Annotated in this window: 18 protein-coding genes; 4 read left to right on the top strand and 14 right to left on the bottom strand. The window is 35.6% G+C overall.

Annotated features, from left to right (window positions below):
- Nucleotides 1-67: 67 nt before the first annotated feature.
- The 14 genes from BMX49_RS05320 to BMX49_RS05260 form a co-directional block, all read right to left on the bottom strand.
- Complete coding sequence (locus tag BMX49_RS05320) at nucleotides 68-2,581, bottom strand: M1 family metallopeptidase (RefSeq protein ID WP_034717093.1); 2,514 nt, start codon at nucleotides 2,579-2,581, stop codon at nucleotides 68-70.
- A gap of 20 nt (nucleotides 2,582-2,601) precedes the next feature.
- Nucleotides 2,602-2,826, bottom strand: a complete 225-nt coding sequence (locus tag BMX49_RS05315) for a hypothetical protein (protein ID WP_034717096.1) — start codon at nucleotides 2,824-2,826, stop codon at nucleotides 2,602-2,604.
- 133 nt (nucleotides 2,827-2,959) lie between these two features.
- A complete protein-coding gene (locus BMX49_RS05310) occupies nucleotides 2,960-3,754 on the bottom strand; it encodes a thymidylate synthase (protein ID WP_034717098.1) in 795 nt (264 codons plus the stop codon).
- Nucleotides 3,755-3,840: 86 nt separating this feature from the next.
- Nucleotides 3,841-4,014: a hypothetical protein gene (locus BMX49_RS14680; RefSeq protein ID WP_156030669.1), complete on the bottom strand. Its 174-nt coding sequence runs from the start codon at nucleotides 4,012-4,014 to the stop codon at nucleotides 3,841-3,843.
- Between the two features lie 116 nt (nucleotides 4,015-4,130).
- Nucleotides 4,131-4,523, bottom strand: coding sequence for a hypothetical protein (locus BMX49_RS05305; protein ID WP_126337195.1), 393 nt, complete (start codon nucleotides 4,521-4,523; stop codon nucleotides 4,131-4,133).
- Between the two features lie 11 nt (nucleotides 4,524-4,534).
- Nucleotides 4,535-4,975 carry a GreA/GreB family elongation factor gene (locus tag BMX49_RS05300; RefSeq protein ID WP_034717102.1) on the bottom strand — a complete coding sequence of 147 codons (441 nt, stop codon included), beginning with the start codon at nucleotides 4,973-4,975 and terminating at the stop codon, nucleotides 4,535-4,537.
- A 102-nt stretch (nucleotides 4,976-5,077) separates the two neighbouring features.
- Nucleotides 5,078-6,427 carry an alpha-amylase family glycosyl hydrolase gene (locus BMX49_RS05295; RefSeq protein ID WP_034717103.1) on the bottom strand — a complete coding sequence of 450 codons (1,350 nt, stop codon included), beginning with the start codon at nucleotides 6,425-6,427 and terminating at the stop codon, nucleotides 5,078-5,080.
- Between the two features lie 171 nt (nucleotides 6,428-6,598).
- The gene (locus BMX49_RS05290) at nucleotides 6,599-7,174 is read right to left on the bottom strand and encodes an IS1096 element passenger TnpR family protein (protein WP_034717104.1); all 576 of its coding nucleotides are present in this window, start codon (nucleotides 7,172-7,174) and stop codon (nucleotides 6,599-6,601) included.
- A gap of 129 nt (nucleotides 7,175-7,303) precedes the next feature.
- Nucleotides 7,304-8,335 carry a sensor histidine kinase gene (locus tag BMX49_RS05285; protein WP_034717106.1) on the bottom strand — a complete coding sequence of 344 codons (1,032 nt, stop codon included), beginning with the start codon at nucleotides 8,333-8,335 and terminating at the stop codon, nucleotides 7,304-7,306.
- A 25-nt stretch (nucleotides 8,336-8,360) separates the two neighbouring features.
- On the bottom strand, nucleotides 8,361-9,038 hold the full coding sequence (locus BMX49_RS05280; RefSeq protein ID WP_034717108.1) for a response regulator transcription factor: 678 nt from the start codon (nucleotides 9,036-9,038) through the stop codon (nucleotides 8,361-8,363).
- A gap of 102 nt (nucleotides 9,039-9,140) precedes the next feature.
- Entirely contained in the window at nucleotides 9,141-9,431 is a 291-nt protein-coding gene (locus BMX49_RS05275) for a barstar family protein (RefSeq protein WP_034717111.1), read from the bottom strand.
- 112 nt (nucleotides 9,432-9,543) lie between these two features.
- Nucleotides 9,544-10,059 carry a ribonuclease domain-containing protein gene (locus BMX49_RS05270; protein ID WP_034717113.1) on the bottom strand — a complete coding sequence of 172 codons (516 nt, stop codon included), beginning with the start codon at nucleotides 10,057-10,059 and terminating at the stop codon, nucleotides 9,544-9,546.
- 50 nt (nucleotides 10,060-10,109) lie between these two features.
- Complete coding sequence (gene nadE, locus BMX49_RS05265; protein ID WP_034717115.1) at nucleotides 10,110-10,898, bottom strand: NAD(+) synthase; 789 nt, start codon at nucleotides 10,896-10,898, stop codon at nucleotides 10,110-10,112.
- Nucleotides 10,899-11,447 carry a GNAT family N-acetyltransferase gene (locus BMX49_RS05260; RefSeq protein WP_051803574.1) on the bottom strand — a complete coding sequence of 183 codons (549 nt, stop codon included), beginning with the start codon at nucleotides 11,445-11,447 and terminating at the stop codon, nucleotides 10,899-10,901.
- A 42-nt stretch (nucleotides 11,448-11,489) separates the two neighbouring features.
- On the opposite strand from BMX49_RS05260, the gene gldB reads away from it, so the two are divergent.
- Genes gldB through BMX49_RS05240 form a run of 4 tightly spaced genes read left to right on the top strand, consistent with a single transcriptional unit; the run spans nucleotide 11,490 to nucleotide 14,604 of the window.
- A complete protein-coding gene (gldB, locus tag BMX49_RS05255; RefSeq protein WP_081864328.1) occupies nucleotides 11,490-12,470 on the top strand; it encodes a gliding motility lipoprotein GldB in 981 nt (326 codons plus the stop codon).
- 56 nt (nucleotides 12,471-12,526) lie between these two features.
- Nucleotides 12,527-12,853: a gliding motility protein GldC gene (gldC, locus tag BMX49_RS05250; protein WP_034717117.1), complete on the top strand. Its 327-nt coding sequence runs from the start codon at nucleotides 12,527-12,529 to the stop codon at nucleotides 12,851-12,853.
- 38 nt (nucleotides 12,854-12,891) lie between these two features.
- Nucleotides 12,892-14,043: a trans-sulfuration enzyme family protein gene (locus tag BMX49_RS05245; RefSeq protein ID WP_260242693.1), complete on the top strand. Its 1,152-nt coding sequence runs from the start codon at nucleotides 12,892-12,894 to the stop codon at nucleotides 14,041-14,043.
- Between the two features lie 54 nt (nucleotides 14,044-14,097).
- Nucleotides 14,098-14,604 (top strand): DinB family protein, encoded by a 507-nt coding sequence (locus tag BMX49_RS05240; protein WP_034717121.1) that lies wholly within the window; start codon nucleotides 14,098-14,100, stop codon nucleotides 14,602-14,604.
- Nucleotides 14,605-14,614 lie beyond the last annotated feature (10 nt).

Raw genomic sequence — 14,614 nt, 5'->3', positions numbered from 1 at the left:
TTTTTACATTAAACAAAAAACGGCTTCAGAACAAATTCTGAAGCCGTTTTTGTATCATAAATAAATGCTATTTTTTGTAAGCCTCAATCGCTTTATTTATTAAATCAATCTGCGCATTAATTGTTTTACTAGAAGGGTTTGCTTTTAAAACCTGCATTTTTTTAGCCAGACCATCTTGTAAAATTTGAACAATCATCATTTTCGCTTGCGGATTGTTTCCTATTTGACCTTTTGCCTGACCTAAAATTTTGGTTAAGTTTTCAGTAGCTTTTAAGTTATCAGAACTCATAATCCAGTTGAAGCCTTCTTCTGCAGCTGTTCCTAACTCAGGATTTTGAAATTTAATAAACGGATAAAATGCGGCAGTTGATGCAATCGCCGGCATTTGTTTTTCAATTTTATTTTTAACAATAATCGGAAGAAGCTCCGAAATCAAATCTTCGCTCGCACCTTCTAAGTCTATATTTTCAGCCAAAGCCGCAACTCTTGCTGGATCGACGGCGGCAATACCAGTGAGAGAATTAGCCTTTACAGAATTAGAAACTGCATTCAGACCTTTTTCAAAAAGAGGAAGATATTTCTTGTCTTTTGATTTTGCTAAAGCTGAGATCGCTGCACCTTGAACTAATGTCTTCGGATCATTCGAAGCCATTTTTTCGACTTCAGAAATTGCTGCTTTCACTTGATCAGGCTTCGATAAATCTAATCCACTCAAAGCTTTCATTCTAATTCTAAAGTTCGAATCTTTCAATGCTGCAACCAACACTTTCAAAAACGCCGGATTTTTAGCCACATTCTCCGTGGCATTATCAACCGCCAGATATCTGCTCAAGAATTCTTTCGAATTTTGATATTGACTCAAATACTGATCAGCAGTTTTAGTATCCGTTAATTCCGCAAGCAAAACTCCGTCGGCATTGATATTAACCAAGTCAGGATTTTTTGAAACGGTGAAAGTGTAATTATTTTTCTCTTTCGCATTCACCCAAACATTTTTACGCGTCGGTTTTCCATTTTCGTACAAATCAATCGCTAGCGGAAACTGATAATTTTGACCCATTTGAGTTTGGTTAATGGTTACCGTAACCTGTTTTTTTACTGGTTCAAAATTGGTGGTATAAGACAATTTTGGATGCCCGCTTCCATAAAACCATTGGTTGAAAAACCAGTTCAAGTCTTTGCCTGAAACTTTTTCTAATGATAATCGAAGCTGATGCGCTTCTCCGGTTCCGTATTCATTTGTTTTCAAATAATCAGTTAAGCCAGCAAAAAATGCATCATCACCGAGATAATTCCGTAACATGTGAAGAATCGCGCCACCTTTATTATAAGAAACGCCATCAAACATGTCTTCACGATTGTGATAACTGAAGCGCACCAAATCTTTGCTTAGGTTGGATGGATCGGCCATATACCCTTTAATCTCCTTCATCAAATCGTAGTCTGCCAAGTCTTTTCCATACTTATGTTCGTTCCATAAATATTGAGAATAGTTCGCAAAAGATTCGTTGACCGATAAATTGCTCCAACTTTCTGCGGTAACTAAATCACCAAACCAATGGTGGAATAATTCATGAGCGATAGTACCTTCCCATCTGTTTTCATCAATCAGATCTCCCGGTTTTTGCTGGGCAGATTCTTGATGAAGAACGGCAGTCGTATTTTCCATCGCACCGGAAACGTAATCTCTGGCCGTCATCTGTGCAAATTTTGACCAAGGATAATCGTAATTCAATCTTTTGGAGAAGAACTCAAGCATTTCGGGCGTGTTGCCGAAAATTTGTTTTGCGTACGGTTCATATTCTTTTTCGACATAATAATCTACGTTAATATTTCGCCATTTATCTTTTACTACCACATAATCACCAACTCCCATGAAGAATAAATAGGGCGCATGTTTTTTATCCATCACCCAATGGTCAGTTCTTAAACCGCCGTTTTCTCTGTTGGAAGATTTCATTAAACCATTTGATAAAGTCACGTATTTGTCGGGAACGGTCATATAGATTTCCTGCGTCGTTTTCTGATTCGGTTTGTCGATGGTTGGAAACCAGGCTGAACTTGCTTCCGTTTCACCTTGTGTCCAAATTTGGGTCGGTTTGTCTGGATCAGTTCCTTGTGCGTTTACAAAATATAAACCTTTAGCATCGCTGATTGCCGAACTTCCTTTTTGGGTAACCTCGTTTGGGCGAGCGGTATATTTAATGTAAACCGTGTAATCTTGATTTTTACTGTATGTTTTATCGAGATTAATTTTGAGCATATCATTTTTATACTCATATTTCAACGGAGATTTATTTCCTTTTTTATCCAAAGCAACTTCATGAATGAGCATTCCTTTCGCGTCGAGTACCAAAGAATCTGTTGGGTAAAAATAAGGCGCAGCAGTCAGCCATTCTTCACCACTCATTTGTTCCTTTTCATAATCGAACTTTACTTTGAGTTTGGTATGTTTAAGTTCGGTCGTAAGCGTGTGCGTTTGTTGATATACTTCGGTTCTACCAGAAGTATTGGTTTGTGCAAAAACATTTCCCGAGCAAAATATCCCGAGTAAACTAAGGGAGAAAATTAGTTTTTTCATTTGATAAGTACTATTTCTAATTAAGATTTCTTATTGACGAAGGTTTCGAATAAATCATTCACGAACGATTCATAATCGCCACTTTTCAGTTGTTCCTTACTTTTGGTAACCGCCTTTTTCAAATCGCTCTCATCATTTTCATGATTGATGAGTTCTACAGACTTAATGCCTTTAATTTGAATTAAAAGCTCGGTCAATTTGCCGAGATCTGCGTTTTCTTCGAGGTTGATTTTTAATGATTTCATTGAATGATTGGTTGATGAATTATGGAAAAAGTTACAAAAAAAAGTGAAGGTTTAATTTCACTTTTGTTTTCTCATTTTTCAGAAATAGGACATTTAAAACTTTGTCAAAGATTTAGAACTTTGACAAAGTGAACTAAATCGCAACCGGCGCTTTAATTCCCGGATCTGGTGAATAATTTTCTAAAATAAAATCTTCAAAATCAAAATCGAAAAGATCTTTAATTTCTGGATTCAATTTCATTGTTGGTAAAGCTTTCGGAGTTCTGGAAAGTTGCTTATGAACCTGTTCGAAATGATTGTTATAAATATGAACATCACCGAAAGTGTGCACATAATCTCCAACTTCTAAATCACAAACTTGCGCAACCATCATCAACAGCAATGCATAACTTGCGATGTTAAAAGGAACTCCTAAAAAGACATCTGCACTTCTTTGATATAACTGCAACGACAGTTTCCCATCGGCTACATAAAACTGAAACAATGCGTGACAAGGCGCCAAAGCCATGTTCGGGATTTCAGCGGCATTCCAAGCAGAAACAATTAATCTCCTGGAATCTGGATTTTTTTTAATTTGATCAATAACTTCTGTAATTTGATCGATCACTTTTCCGTCGGCTCCAGTCCAACTTCTCCATTGTGCACCGTAAACAGGACCAAGATCTCCATTTTCATCGGCCCACTCGTTCCAGATTGAAACGCCGTTATCATTCAGATATTTAATATTCGTATCGCCTTTCAAAAACCAAAGCAATTCATAAATAATTGATTTCAAATGGACTTTTTTAGTGGTCACCATCGGGAAACCTTTCGAAAGGTCGTAACGCAGTTGGTAACCAAAAATACTTCTGGTGCCAGTTCCGGTACGATCTGTTTTATCGGTTCCGTTATCTAAAATATGTTGAAGAAGATTGAGGTAATTTTGCATGTCGTTTTATAAGTAATGAGCAATCAATAATGAGTAATGAAAACTTGATAGTTTACAAAAATAACAAACTTTTAATTAAAAAGAATTTATCTCCCATTTCGACCGCAATCATTCATAATCAATTTGACTAGGATTTTATCCGAATTTCCAGTGATGGATTTTAGTTTTCCGAGTTTACCTTTATCACTATAATAATCTTCCCAATACTCGAACTTCACAGGTCCGAAAACTTTAATTTTGCCGTATTTACTGTTGTTCATTGGTTCATAATCGTAGTAATCGATGAATATATTACCAATGCTTTTTAGTTTTCCCGATCTTTTCTTATCAAATCCATCTTTTTTCCAATAATCAATGGGAATGATGCCAATGCTTTTTAGTTTTCCGAATTTTCTGGCTCATAGTTGAAGCTGTCGTAGTAATCTAAATCAATCGTTCCAATTGTTTTGATCTTTCCATATCTCGCATCGCGTTCATTCGAGGTTAACCAATATTCGATTTTAATAGCTCCAAAACTCTTCAGTTTTCCGAATTTCTCCTTTTCAAAACTTTCGTTGTCAAAGTAATCCAGATTTCCATTTAATTGTTTGGAAGAAATACTTCCTACATAGCCATTTTCGCTGAGTACAAATACATATTCTTCTGTATAAATTTCAATAGAACTTATATTACCGCCTTTCATTGAGGCAACAATTTTCTGAATATTTTGTGCTTCAAAATTGATGCATTTGAAAAGTAACGAAAGGAACAGGAAGGTTTTTATTTTCATATTTTTTTTAATTACCAAACAGTCTTAACGGTTTGTTTCATATTGTTCAATAAAATTTCATCACCCATCTTTTTTCCAGACAAAGCTTTGCCTAAAGGACTTTCCATAGAAATAACGAAAATTTTATTTTCATTAGAAATAATTTTACCCAAGGAAACTGCGATGTAAAAGAATCCTTTCTCTGTTTGCACTAAAGAACCCAACCCGATTGTTTGATGAAGATTCGTGTTAATTGTCTTTAAAGAATTTCGCGAATTCCTATTTTCATTCAACTGAATTTGGAGCGTGTTTATTTCCTGCTGAACCATCTCCCGCGACGTCTCAAACTTATCACCCATTGAACTCTTGGTTTCATTATTTGAAGCTCTGGTTTCGGCAATCAGTCGTTCTAAATTATCAATTTTTGCTGAAAGTTTATCTTGAATAATTTGAAGGATTTCGGATTTGTTCATTTCCTTTACACTAAATTTTTGCTAAAGCTAATTGATTTTTTTCAAAAATAAAAACGGACAAATGCCCGTTTTTATTGATTTTTCTATTTATTTAAAAATATATTATTTTTCCATTACTGCGTAACCACCAATCGGTAAGTAAAAACTTTTATCTTTTGAAAAATCTTTCACTGGTCCGCTAAAAACATTTTTAAACGTTCCGGAAACATTTAGATCATCAATCGTAAACGAGACATTTTCTTTGGAAAAATTAAGAACCGTCAACACTTCATCTTTTCCATTTTTACGAACGTATGCCATCACTTTGTCATCAGCAGAAGTTTTCAGCAAATGAGTGGAAGCGGCAGGATCACCACCTCGCAAGGCAGGATTATTGGTTTTTAAAGTCAGTAATGTTTTATAGAAATCTTGAAGTTCATATTTGCCCGTCCACGGAATTGGATCTTTTTCGAAAAACTCCAGACGTTTTGTTTTCAAAGGTAATTCCTGTCCATTATAAAGAAGCGGAACTCCATTCCAAGTCACAGAGAATACTGCTAACGGTAAAGCTAAATCACCATACTTTTCATACTCGGTTCCGTTCCAGGTATTTTCGTCATGATTACTGGTAAACCAAGCTCTCATGGAAGAATCACCGATATTAGAATACTTTGTTAACAAATCCTTTAACTCTGCAAAAGAAATTTTTCCTTCGTTATATTCTTGTGTTTTGTGCATCCAAGTCCAGACGTAACTGGCATCGAATACTTTTCCATATTCCGGATTATCGAGTTCATCGAATTCTCCTAAAAAGAAAAGAGGTTTAATTTTTTCCACTTCTGGTCTGGCTTGTTCCCAAAAATCAACTTCAACCCAACTTGCTAAATCACAACGGAATCCATCAATATTGGCTTCACGAACCCAAAATTTCATGGCGTCGATCATTGCAGTTCTCATTTCAGGATTTGAATAATCTAATTCGATGATATCATCCATTCCAGAAGCAATATGGAACTTACCATCGGCATCTTTCAAATAATATTCAGGATGAGATTTGGTCCAAACGTGATCCCAACCGGTATGATTTGCGACCCAGTCGATGATGACTTTAAAACCCATTTTGTGCGCTTCATCAACCAAATGTTTGAAGTCTTCCATGGTCCCGAATTCTGGATTAATGGCGGTATAATCATGGGCTGCATATTGACTTCCCATCGTTCCTTTTTTCACTTCCTGCGAAATCGGTGTAATCGGCATGAACCACAACGTTTTCACACCCATTTCTTTTAGCCGCGGCATTTCTTTTTCGAAAGCCCGGAAAGTTCCTTCTTGGGTGTATTGTCTTACATTAACTTCGTAAATGTTGGTTGTATGTTTCCACGCGGTGGGTAAATCCATTTTTTTTGTATTTGTTTGGGTGCTACAGGAAATTACGCCTAAGCTTAAAATTGCTAAAAGAATCAGTCTTTTCATAGGTAAAGATTTAAGACAAATATATTGTTTATTATTCAGATTGCTGGGTAAACGCAAGGTCCACATTGACAATTGATGATATAAAACAGTTGTAAAAAATATTCCTAAAAGTTAGTTTTCTCCATAAAAAAACCCCGAATGATGTCGGGGCTATTTCTATTTATTGATCAATTAATCTTCGTCGTCATCGAACTCATCCAATTCATCGAAGTCTTCGTCGTCATCAAAATCATCATCATCTTCTCCTTCAAAACTGGTCGCTTTATACTCGTCCTCAAAACTTGGGAAATCATCATCTATTAAAGGCAATACTCCATTTTTCTTTGGCTTGGCTCCCGTTTTACTTGGTGCTTTCAAAGGGATTTTCCCAAAACGGAATACTGTAACGGGATAATTGATGACCGATTTTTCATCGACCACTTCTACAAATTCGCAGAAGAATTCCCACAAATCCATAAATCCATATTGAAAATGAATTTTGTCGCCTGGCTTTTCAAAAGCTTCATTGATATAAACGTCCGACATAATTTCGCCATCGCCATCATCACTCATATCTTCAAGTGGCACAGTCTTCACGACCACTCCATCTTCATCCAAGATATTAAAAATAGACAGGTCATCTCCAGTCAGCGCGAAAGCACTTTTGATTGCTAAATGCAAGTTCCACAGACACTGTTTGTCTTTAATTTCAACATCTCTGAAAATATTCTCCTTGGTGTCTAAAATAATTCGGAGTTTGTAAACCATTATTACCTTAAATTTTTACGATTGATTATTAGTTCTAGTCTTCGCCTGCAAATATAAAACAATTGAATTTTGACAAGAAAATTATTATGGGATTTTTTATTGAAAAGTTTTGCTTACATTTTGCCCGATCTAAATCGCTTTCGCTACTGAAAAACTAAATTTCGCGCCTTCCAAATAGACACTTTCCACCGCGATGCTTTCACCGTGCGCTTCCAAAATATGTTTTACAATAGCCAAACCAAGACCAGAACCGCCATCACTTCTATTTCGACTCGACTCTATTCGGTAAAACCGTTCGAAAATCCGCGGCAGCATTTCGGCTTTTATACCCATTCCATTATCTTCAACTTCGACTAAGACCTTGTGATTCTCCACTTTGGTTTTTATCGTAACAGTGGCGCTTTCTCGATTAGAATAGTAAATCGCATTGGATATTAAATTAAGTAAAACCTGCGAAATTTTCTGTTGATCTGCGTTAACAAACATCAGATTCGATGTCGTTTGTAAGACAATTTTAGTGTTTTTCTTTTGCGCCTCGAGATCCAGAACATCTATCATTTCACGAATCATTTCATTGAGGTCAAATCGACTTTTATTTAAGATAATCTCACCACTTTCAAACTGATTGATCATGTCTAAATCTTTAACAATATTCAATAACCGCTCGACCGATTTATCAATTCGTTCCAAGTATTTATCACGAATTGCCAAATTTTCAACGCCACCTTCTAATAAAGTATCTACATAACCTTGAATGGTAAATAGCGGCGTTTTCATTTCGTGGGAAATATTGCCAATGTATTCTTTCCGATAGAATTCCATTTCTTTCATCATATCGATCTCGGTCGTGTTTTTCAGATTCAGATCTGTAAACTTTTGACTTAACTGTTTAAAATTAAGGTTGCTTTCCTCATCTCTGATTTCCTCAGGTAAAATAGTTGATATTTTTTGAATCTGTCTTTTCCCGTAGAAATTAAAGAGAAAATCGACCACCAAGTAATTAATAACACTCAAGATTAAAGCACTTATAATTAAAGTTTGAAAAAATTGCTTGTTGGTTTCTGAAAAAGAATGTTTTGCTGAATCGAAAACATAGACCAGCAGCAACATGACGGCAGTTAAAAACACAGATGCTAAAAAAGTAAGTCTATAGAATTTCATTGAGACAGAAGTTTGTTTCCCAAAGCTACACAACTAATTTGTAACCGATGCCTTTCAGGGTTTGAATGGTATTGATGCCCAGTTTTTCTCTCAATCGTCGGATATGCACATCAATTGTTCGTTCGCCCACAACCACATCGTTGCCCCAAACTCTTTCTAAGATTTCTTCTCTTTTAAAAACTTTCTCCGTGTTTGATGCTAAAAGGTAAAGCAAATCGAATTCTTTTTTAGGTAATAAAAAATTTTGGCCACCTTTGGTTACTTTTACGTTGTCTTTGTCGATTTTCAAGTCGCCAATCTCAATTACTTTGGCGTCTTGAGTAACTTTGGAACTGAGTTGTAGGAGAGCATTGATTTTTGAAGTGAGTACTTTTGGCTTTATTAATTTGACCACATAATCGTTGGCTCCAGCTTCAAAACCGGCGAGTTGAGAAAACTCTTCACTGCGGGCAGATAGAAAAACGATTAAGGTATTTTTTAACTCTTTGATTAAACGAAGTTCCTGACACGTTTCGATTCCATCTTTTTCGGGCATCATCACATCGAGCAGAATAAGGTCGGGAATTATTTCTTTCGCCAATTCTATTCCATCATTTCCATTTGTGGCGGTGGTTACCAAATAACCTTCTTTCTCAAGATTATAGGAAAGGATTTCTAAAATATCTTCCTCATCGTCTATTAAAAGAATCTTTTTATTATGCATTGTGAACTTTTTATTCTTTCAAAATTACTCAAATTAAAGACTCCAAATACCGTTCGACAAAATGTTCATCATTAGTTAATATTGAACGAGAAAGCTTTTCTACTATTCATCCCCGTCTTCATATTGCTCCAAATAATACGCAAATGAGAAATCTTCCAGTTCTTCATCTGCATCTTCTAAAGTCGTCAGCAAATCTTCGAAATTATCCAGTTGCTCTACACTCATGTTAACGAATTCAAGATGAAACGGAAGTTCTACAAATCCAGTAATCGAATCGTAAAGCGCATCCAGATTATCACCAAAAGTTTCAGGTAATTTCAGTTTTTCTTTTAACTGGTCGAAGAAATCTTCCATATCTCCGATTTCTATAAAGTCAATATATACGGTGTTCATATTTTTTAGGTTGTGGGTTTTAGGTGGTAGGTTGTAGGTTGTAGGTTGTAGGAATTAGTCAAAAGATTGTGAAAGTCTTTATTCTTTTCTCTTTGTTCTCTAAGTCTATTAATTATTGTTTCTCAAAACTTTTATAATGATTCTTCGTCAGCCAAACTTCACCATTTTTATTAAAAACAATTCGGTCGGCATTTCGGTTGCCGCAGTTGTAATTGACGTCCGCTTCGAAATATTTATTTCCGGCGGGAAGTGTTTTTTCTCGGTTGCTGAAGTGATCGCCACCAATTGCTTTTCCGGGAAGAACATCGCAGAGATTTCCTTTGGAGGCAATCCATCCTTGTTTCTTTGCGTGACTTTTTTTGATATAATAAGGAGGAAGTTGATGATGAGTTTTTACAAAATTAATGACGGTATTCTCATTCGTAAGTTCATAAATATTCACAGAAGAATTTGGTACTTGCAAATTCTTATCCTCTTTTGCCTTTCCGCTATTAATAATAATTTCGGAATTATTTGCAGTTTCTGTTTTCTGTTGAGTATTATAATTATTAATAAAATACATGGCCAAAAACGCGGTCAGTAGGCCGATTAAAAAAAAGAGAATAAGTTTTATTTTTTCTTTGTTCATTAATTTTTATCTAAAGTTATGAAAATGTTGATTTTAAAGTTGAGCGACTTCTAACGCCAGTCTTCCGGGATATCACAAACAGGAATGGGTTGAATTTTATGTTGAGCAGCACGATTCATTCTTTGGAAAATTTTGAAAACCTCCAAATCTCTTCCTGCATAATCTGATTCTGATTTTGTTCCCCACTCTTTCTGAATTTTCTCCAGTTCAGGATAAGTTGCACCAATCTGCTGCTCATCAGTTCTGACTTCATCCCACAATCCATCTGCGGGAATGGCATTTTGAATCGATTCTACCAAATCTAAGGATTTTGCCAAAGCATAAACTTCAGTTTTATACAAATCGGCAATTGGCGAAACATCTACGCCACCGTCGCCATATTTAGTAAAAAATCCGACGCCAAAATCTTCTACTTTATTTCCGGTTCCGCAAACGAGCAGACTATTAATTTGTCCGTAATGATATAAAGTCAACATTCTTAATCGACTTCTGGTATTGGCAAACGCTAGTTTCTCTGCTGGAAAGTCATCATCCTTAACATCGAAAGTTTTATAAAGCTCTTCGAATGCTGGACTAAGATCTACAGAAATTGCTTCAACATTAGCAAAACGTTTTTTCAAATGTTCCATGTGTTCCCAGGCACGATTCACTTCATCCTGATTTTGACGGATCGGCATTTCGATTAACAAAGTTTTTAAACCTGTCATCGCACACAACGTAGAAACAACGGCAGAATCAACGCCGCCTGAAACTCCAACTACATAACCTTTTACATTAGCGTTGGTAGCGTATTCTTTCAGCCAGTCAACGATTTTATCTGTTATTTTATCTGTTTGCATTTAATCTTTATTAAATTTTTCCTTCTCTAATTCATACCAATTACAAGTTGCATTATCTAGTTGATCAACGAAATTGCCTTTTGATTTAAAGCCTAACTTATCTTTTAAAATTTTATCTGAACCACTATTTTCAATATCGACACAAGCATAAATCGTATCTAAATTCATTTGATGAAAACCATATTCTAAAACAGCTTTTCCAGATTCTGTGGCGTAACCTTTTCCCCAAAATTCAGGTAAAAAACGATAGCCTAATTCATATACATTTTCAAAACCGTTGATCGGTTCAGTTAACAATTTCAAACCGCTCCAACCAATCAAGAGATTCGATTCTTTCTCGATCACTGCCCAGAGTGCAATTCCATTTTCCTGGTATTGTTTTCGAATTTTATTAATGGTTTCCACCGATTGTTCAATTGTTTTGACTGGCTCTACGCCGATATATCTCATAACGTCAGGGTTGCTGTCCAATAAAAATATTCGGTCCAGATCTTCAGAAATAATTTCTCTTAAAATAAGTCTTGGAGTTTCAACGAATATTTTTGCCATTAATTTTCCTTATTTTTGCGTTTCAAAATCGATGTAAAAATAATGAAGTTTTTTAAATATCTCTTGTTTTCTATTGCAATCCTAACGGGAATGAGTTCTTGTAAAAAAGATTCCGAAAATCTTTGGAAAGTAGACGTTAAAAATCCAGTTGAAAAAGTGGAACTGGTTGATATTTCTAAAGAATTTTACGATCCCAATGTTCCTTTGGAAAGCTTCACTCAGAAATATCCGTTCTTTCAGGGAACCGTTCCGAATGAAGATTTTGCCGACCGAAGAAAAGATCCTGAAGAAATTAAAGTTTATAACGAAGCGATTTCTAAAATCGATTTAAAAAAATTGAATATTGAATTAGCATCTTTATTTTCACATATTAAAAATTATTTCCCGGACTTTACAGAGCCAACCGTTTTTATTTATTCATCTGCCTTACAAGGAGCAGCTGATCCGATTTTTTATCACGCTAAAGAGAACATGCTTTTTATAGACCTCACTGGTTTCATGGGTGAAAACAATCCGAATTATAAAGGAATGGAACAATACTTTCAGAAAAGTATGAATCCAAAAAATATTTTACCGAAAGTTTCTTTAATCTTAGCAGAATATTTTATCACTCCAACTGGCGATTCTCAAAAATTCATTGACCAGATCGTTTATTATGGGAAATTGATGACTTTGCAAGATGCCTTTTTACCACAAGAACCTAAGGCTTTGAAAATGAATTATACGCCTGAACAATACGAGTGGGCAAAAGCGAACGAAGCCAATGTTTGGAATTTCTTCGTGGAAAACAATTTGGTTTTCAGTGATGACCAAAGACTAAATGAGCGGTTCATCAATCCTGCACCGTTTTCTAAATTCTACACCGAAATCGATAACGAATCTTCACCGCAAATTGGAATTTTTAGTGGCTGGCAAATTTGTAAAAAATTCTATCAGGAAAAACCTGAAACCAAGCTGGCGGATTTTCTAAAAATGAGCGCTCAGGAAATTTTTAATCAAAGTAATTATAAACCAAAGAACTGATGTGATCTTTAAAATCATCACCAAATCAGCACATTTCAAATTAACAAATTAATAGTATGAAAAAGACTCAGATCACCATAGATATTGAATTAGACGACAATCACGTACCAGAAAAAATGACCTGGAATGCGGAAGATGGCGGCGTAGAAAAACAAGAAACTAAAGCGACTATGATTTCGGTCTGGGATGATGAGAAAAAGGAAGCTTTAAGAATCGACCTTTGGACCAAAGACATGCCAGTGGATCAAATGAAAATGTTCCTTCACCAAATCTTAATTTCGATGGGGAATACCTACGAAAGAGCGACTGGCGAAGAAGATGTTGCCTTTTGGCTGGAGCAAATGGCAGAAGAATTTGCGCAAAAAGCGGCGATTAAAATGTAAAATAAATTTATCGATACGTCGTATTTTTAAATCAAAAGATAAAAAAAATGAATTTCAATACCAAAGTAATCCACGGTGGCCAACACCACGAATCAGCCACAGGATCTGTAAATGTTCCTGTATTTTTAACTTCAACTTTCGCGCAAAAATCTCCCGGAATTCATTCGGGTTACGAATATTCTCGTGCGGCAAATCCAACACGACAGGCCTTGGAAGACAGTTTAGCTTCTATTGAAAATGGTGCGAGAGGATTGGCTTTCGGCTCTGGTTTGGCGGCAATTGACTGTGTTTTGAAATTATTAAGTCCAGGAGATGAAATTATTTCTGTAGACGACTTATACGGTGGAAGTTACAGAATGTTTACCCGTTTATTTGAAAAATACCAGTTGAAATTCACCTTTGTTAATTTTGATGACGTTTCAAAAATTGCAGATTTGATCACGGATAAAACCAAATTGATTTGGCTGGAAACTCCAACCAACCCTTTAATGAAGTTAGTGGACATTAAAGCTGTTACGGATTTGGTGAAAGGAAAAGACATTTTAGTTGCGGTTGATAATACTTTTGCCAGCCCTTATATTCAAAGACCAATCGATTTAGGAGCAGACATTGTGATGCATTCTGCAACGAAATATTTAGGCGGACATTCTGATGCGATCGCAGGTGCTTTAGTTGCAAAAACTGCAGAGTTGGGCGAAAAATTACATTTTATTCAGTTTGCCAGTGGTGGAATTTTAGGACCACACGATTCCTATTTGATTTTAAGAGGGATTAAAACCTTGGCTTTAAGAATGCAAAGACATTCTCAAAACGGCTTAGTAGTGGCAAAATATTTAGAGAGTCATCCGGCGGTTGATAAAGTTTTTTATCCAGGATTGGAATCTCATCCACAATTTGAATTAGCAAAAAGACAAATGAAAGAACCTGGCGGAATGGTTTCTTTCACTTTTAAATCAGGAAAAAAAGAAGATTCAATTAAGTTCTTGGAACATTTAAAAGTATTCACTTTAGCAGAATCTTTGGGCGGTGTAGAATCTTTAGCAAATCATCCAGCTTTGATGACGCACGCTTCCATTCCTGCAGAAAAACGCGCTGAACTAGGAATCACCGATGACTTGGTAAGACTAAGTGTTGGGATTGAAGATAAAGAAGATCTGATCGCTGATTTAGAAAAAGCTTTTGGCAAATAAAATTATTAATAAACCTTCAAGTTTTAAAAGCTTAGAGGTTTTTAAATAAATCGCATGACTGAATTTCAAAAATATATTCAAAGATATCTGGATCTCGTTCCCAGCGAAAATTGGGTGGAAGAACTGAAAGATTCGGGAAAAGAAACTTTGGAAATTTATCAGCAATTTTCTGAACAGCAATCCGAGTTCGCTTATGCAGAAGGCAAATGGAGTTTGAAAATGCTGTTGCAACATCTTATCGATGCGGAACGTATTTTTGTGTATCGTGCCTTACGATTTTCCAGAAATGACCAAACAGAATTGGCGGGTTGGGATGAAGAAGATTATGCGAAGAATTATTTTCTAGAAGAAATTTCACTGAAAAGCTTAATCCAAGAGTTTGACTTTTTAAGAAAATCGACTATTTATTTCTTTGAAAATTTTAGTCGAAGCGTTCTTCCAAAAACAGGAATTGCGAACAACAATGAGATTTCTGTCGAAACGATTGGGAAATTAATTGTAGGTCATAATATTCATCATTTGAATATTATTAAAGAAAGGTACTTGCCCAATCTCACTTAAAATTAAAAAT

It is taken from the genome of Kaistella antarctica (assembly GCF_900109615.1).
GTDB lineage: Bacteria > Bacteroidota > Bacteroidia > Flavobacteriales > Weeksellaceae > Kaistella > Kaistella antarctica.
This window is presented reverse-complemented; position numbering and strand designations above follow the sequence as displayed.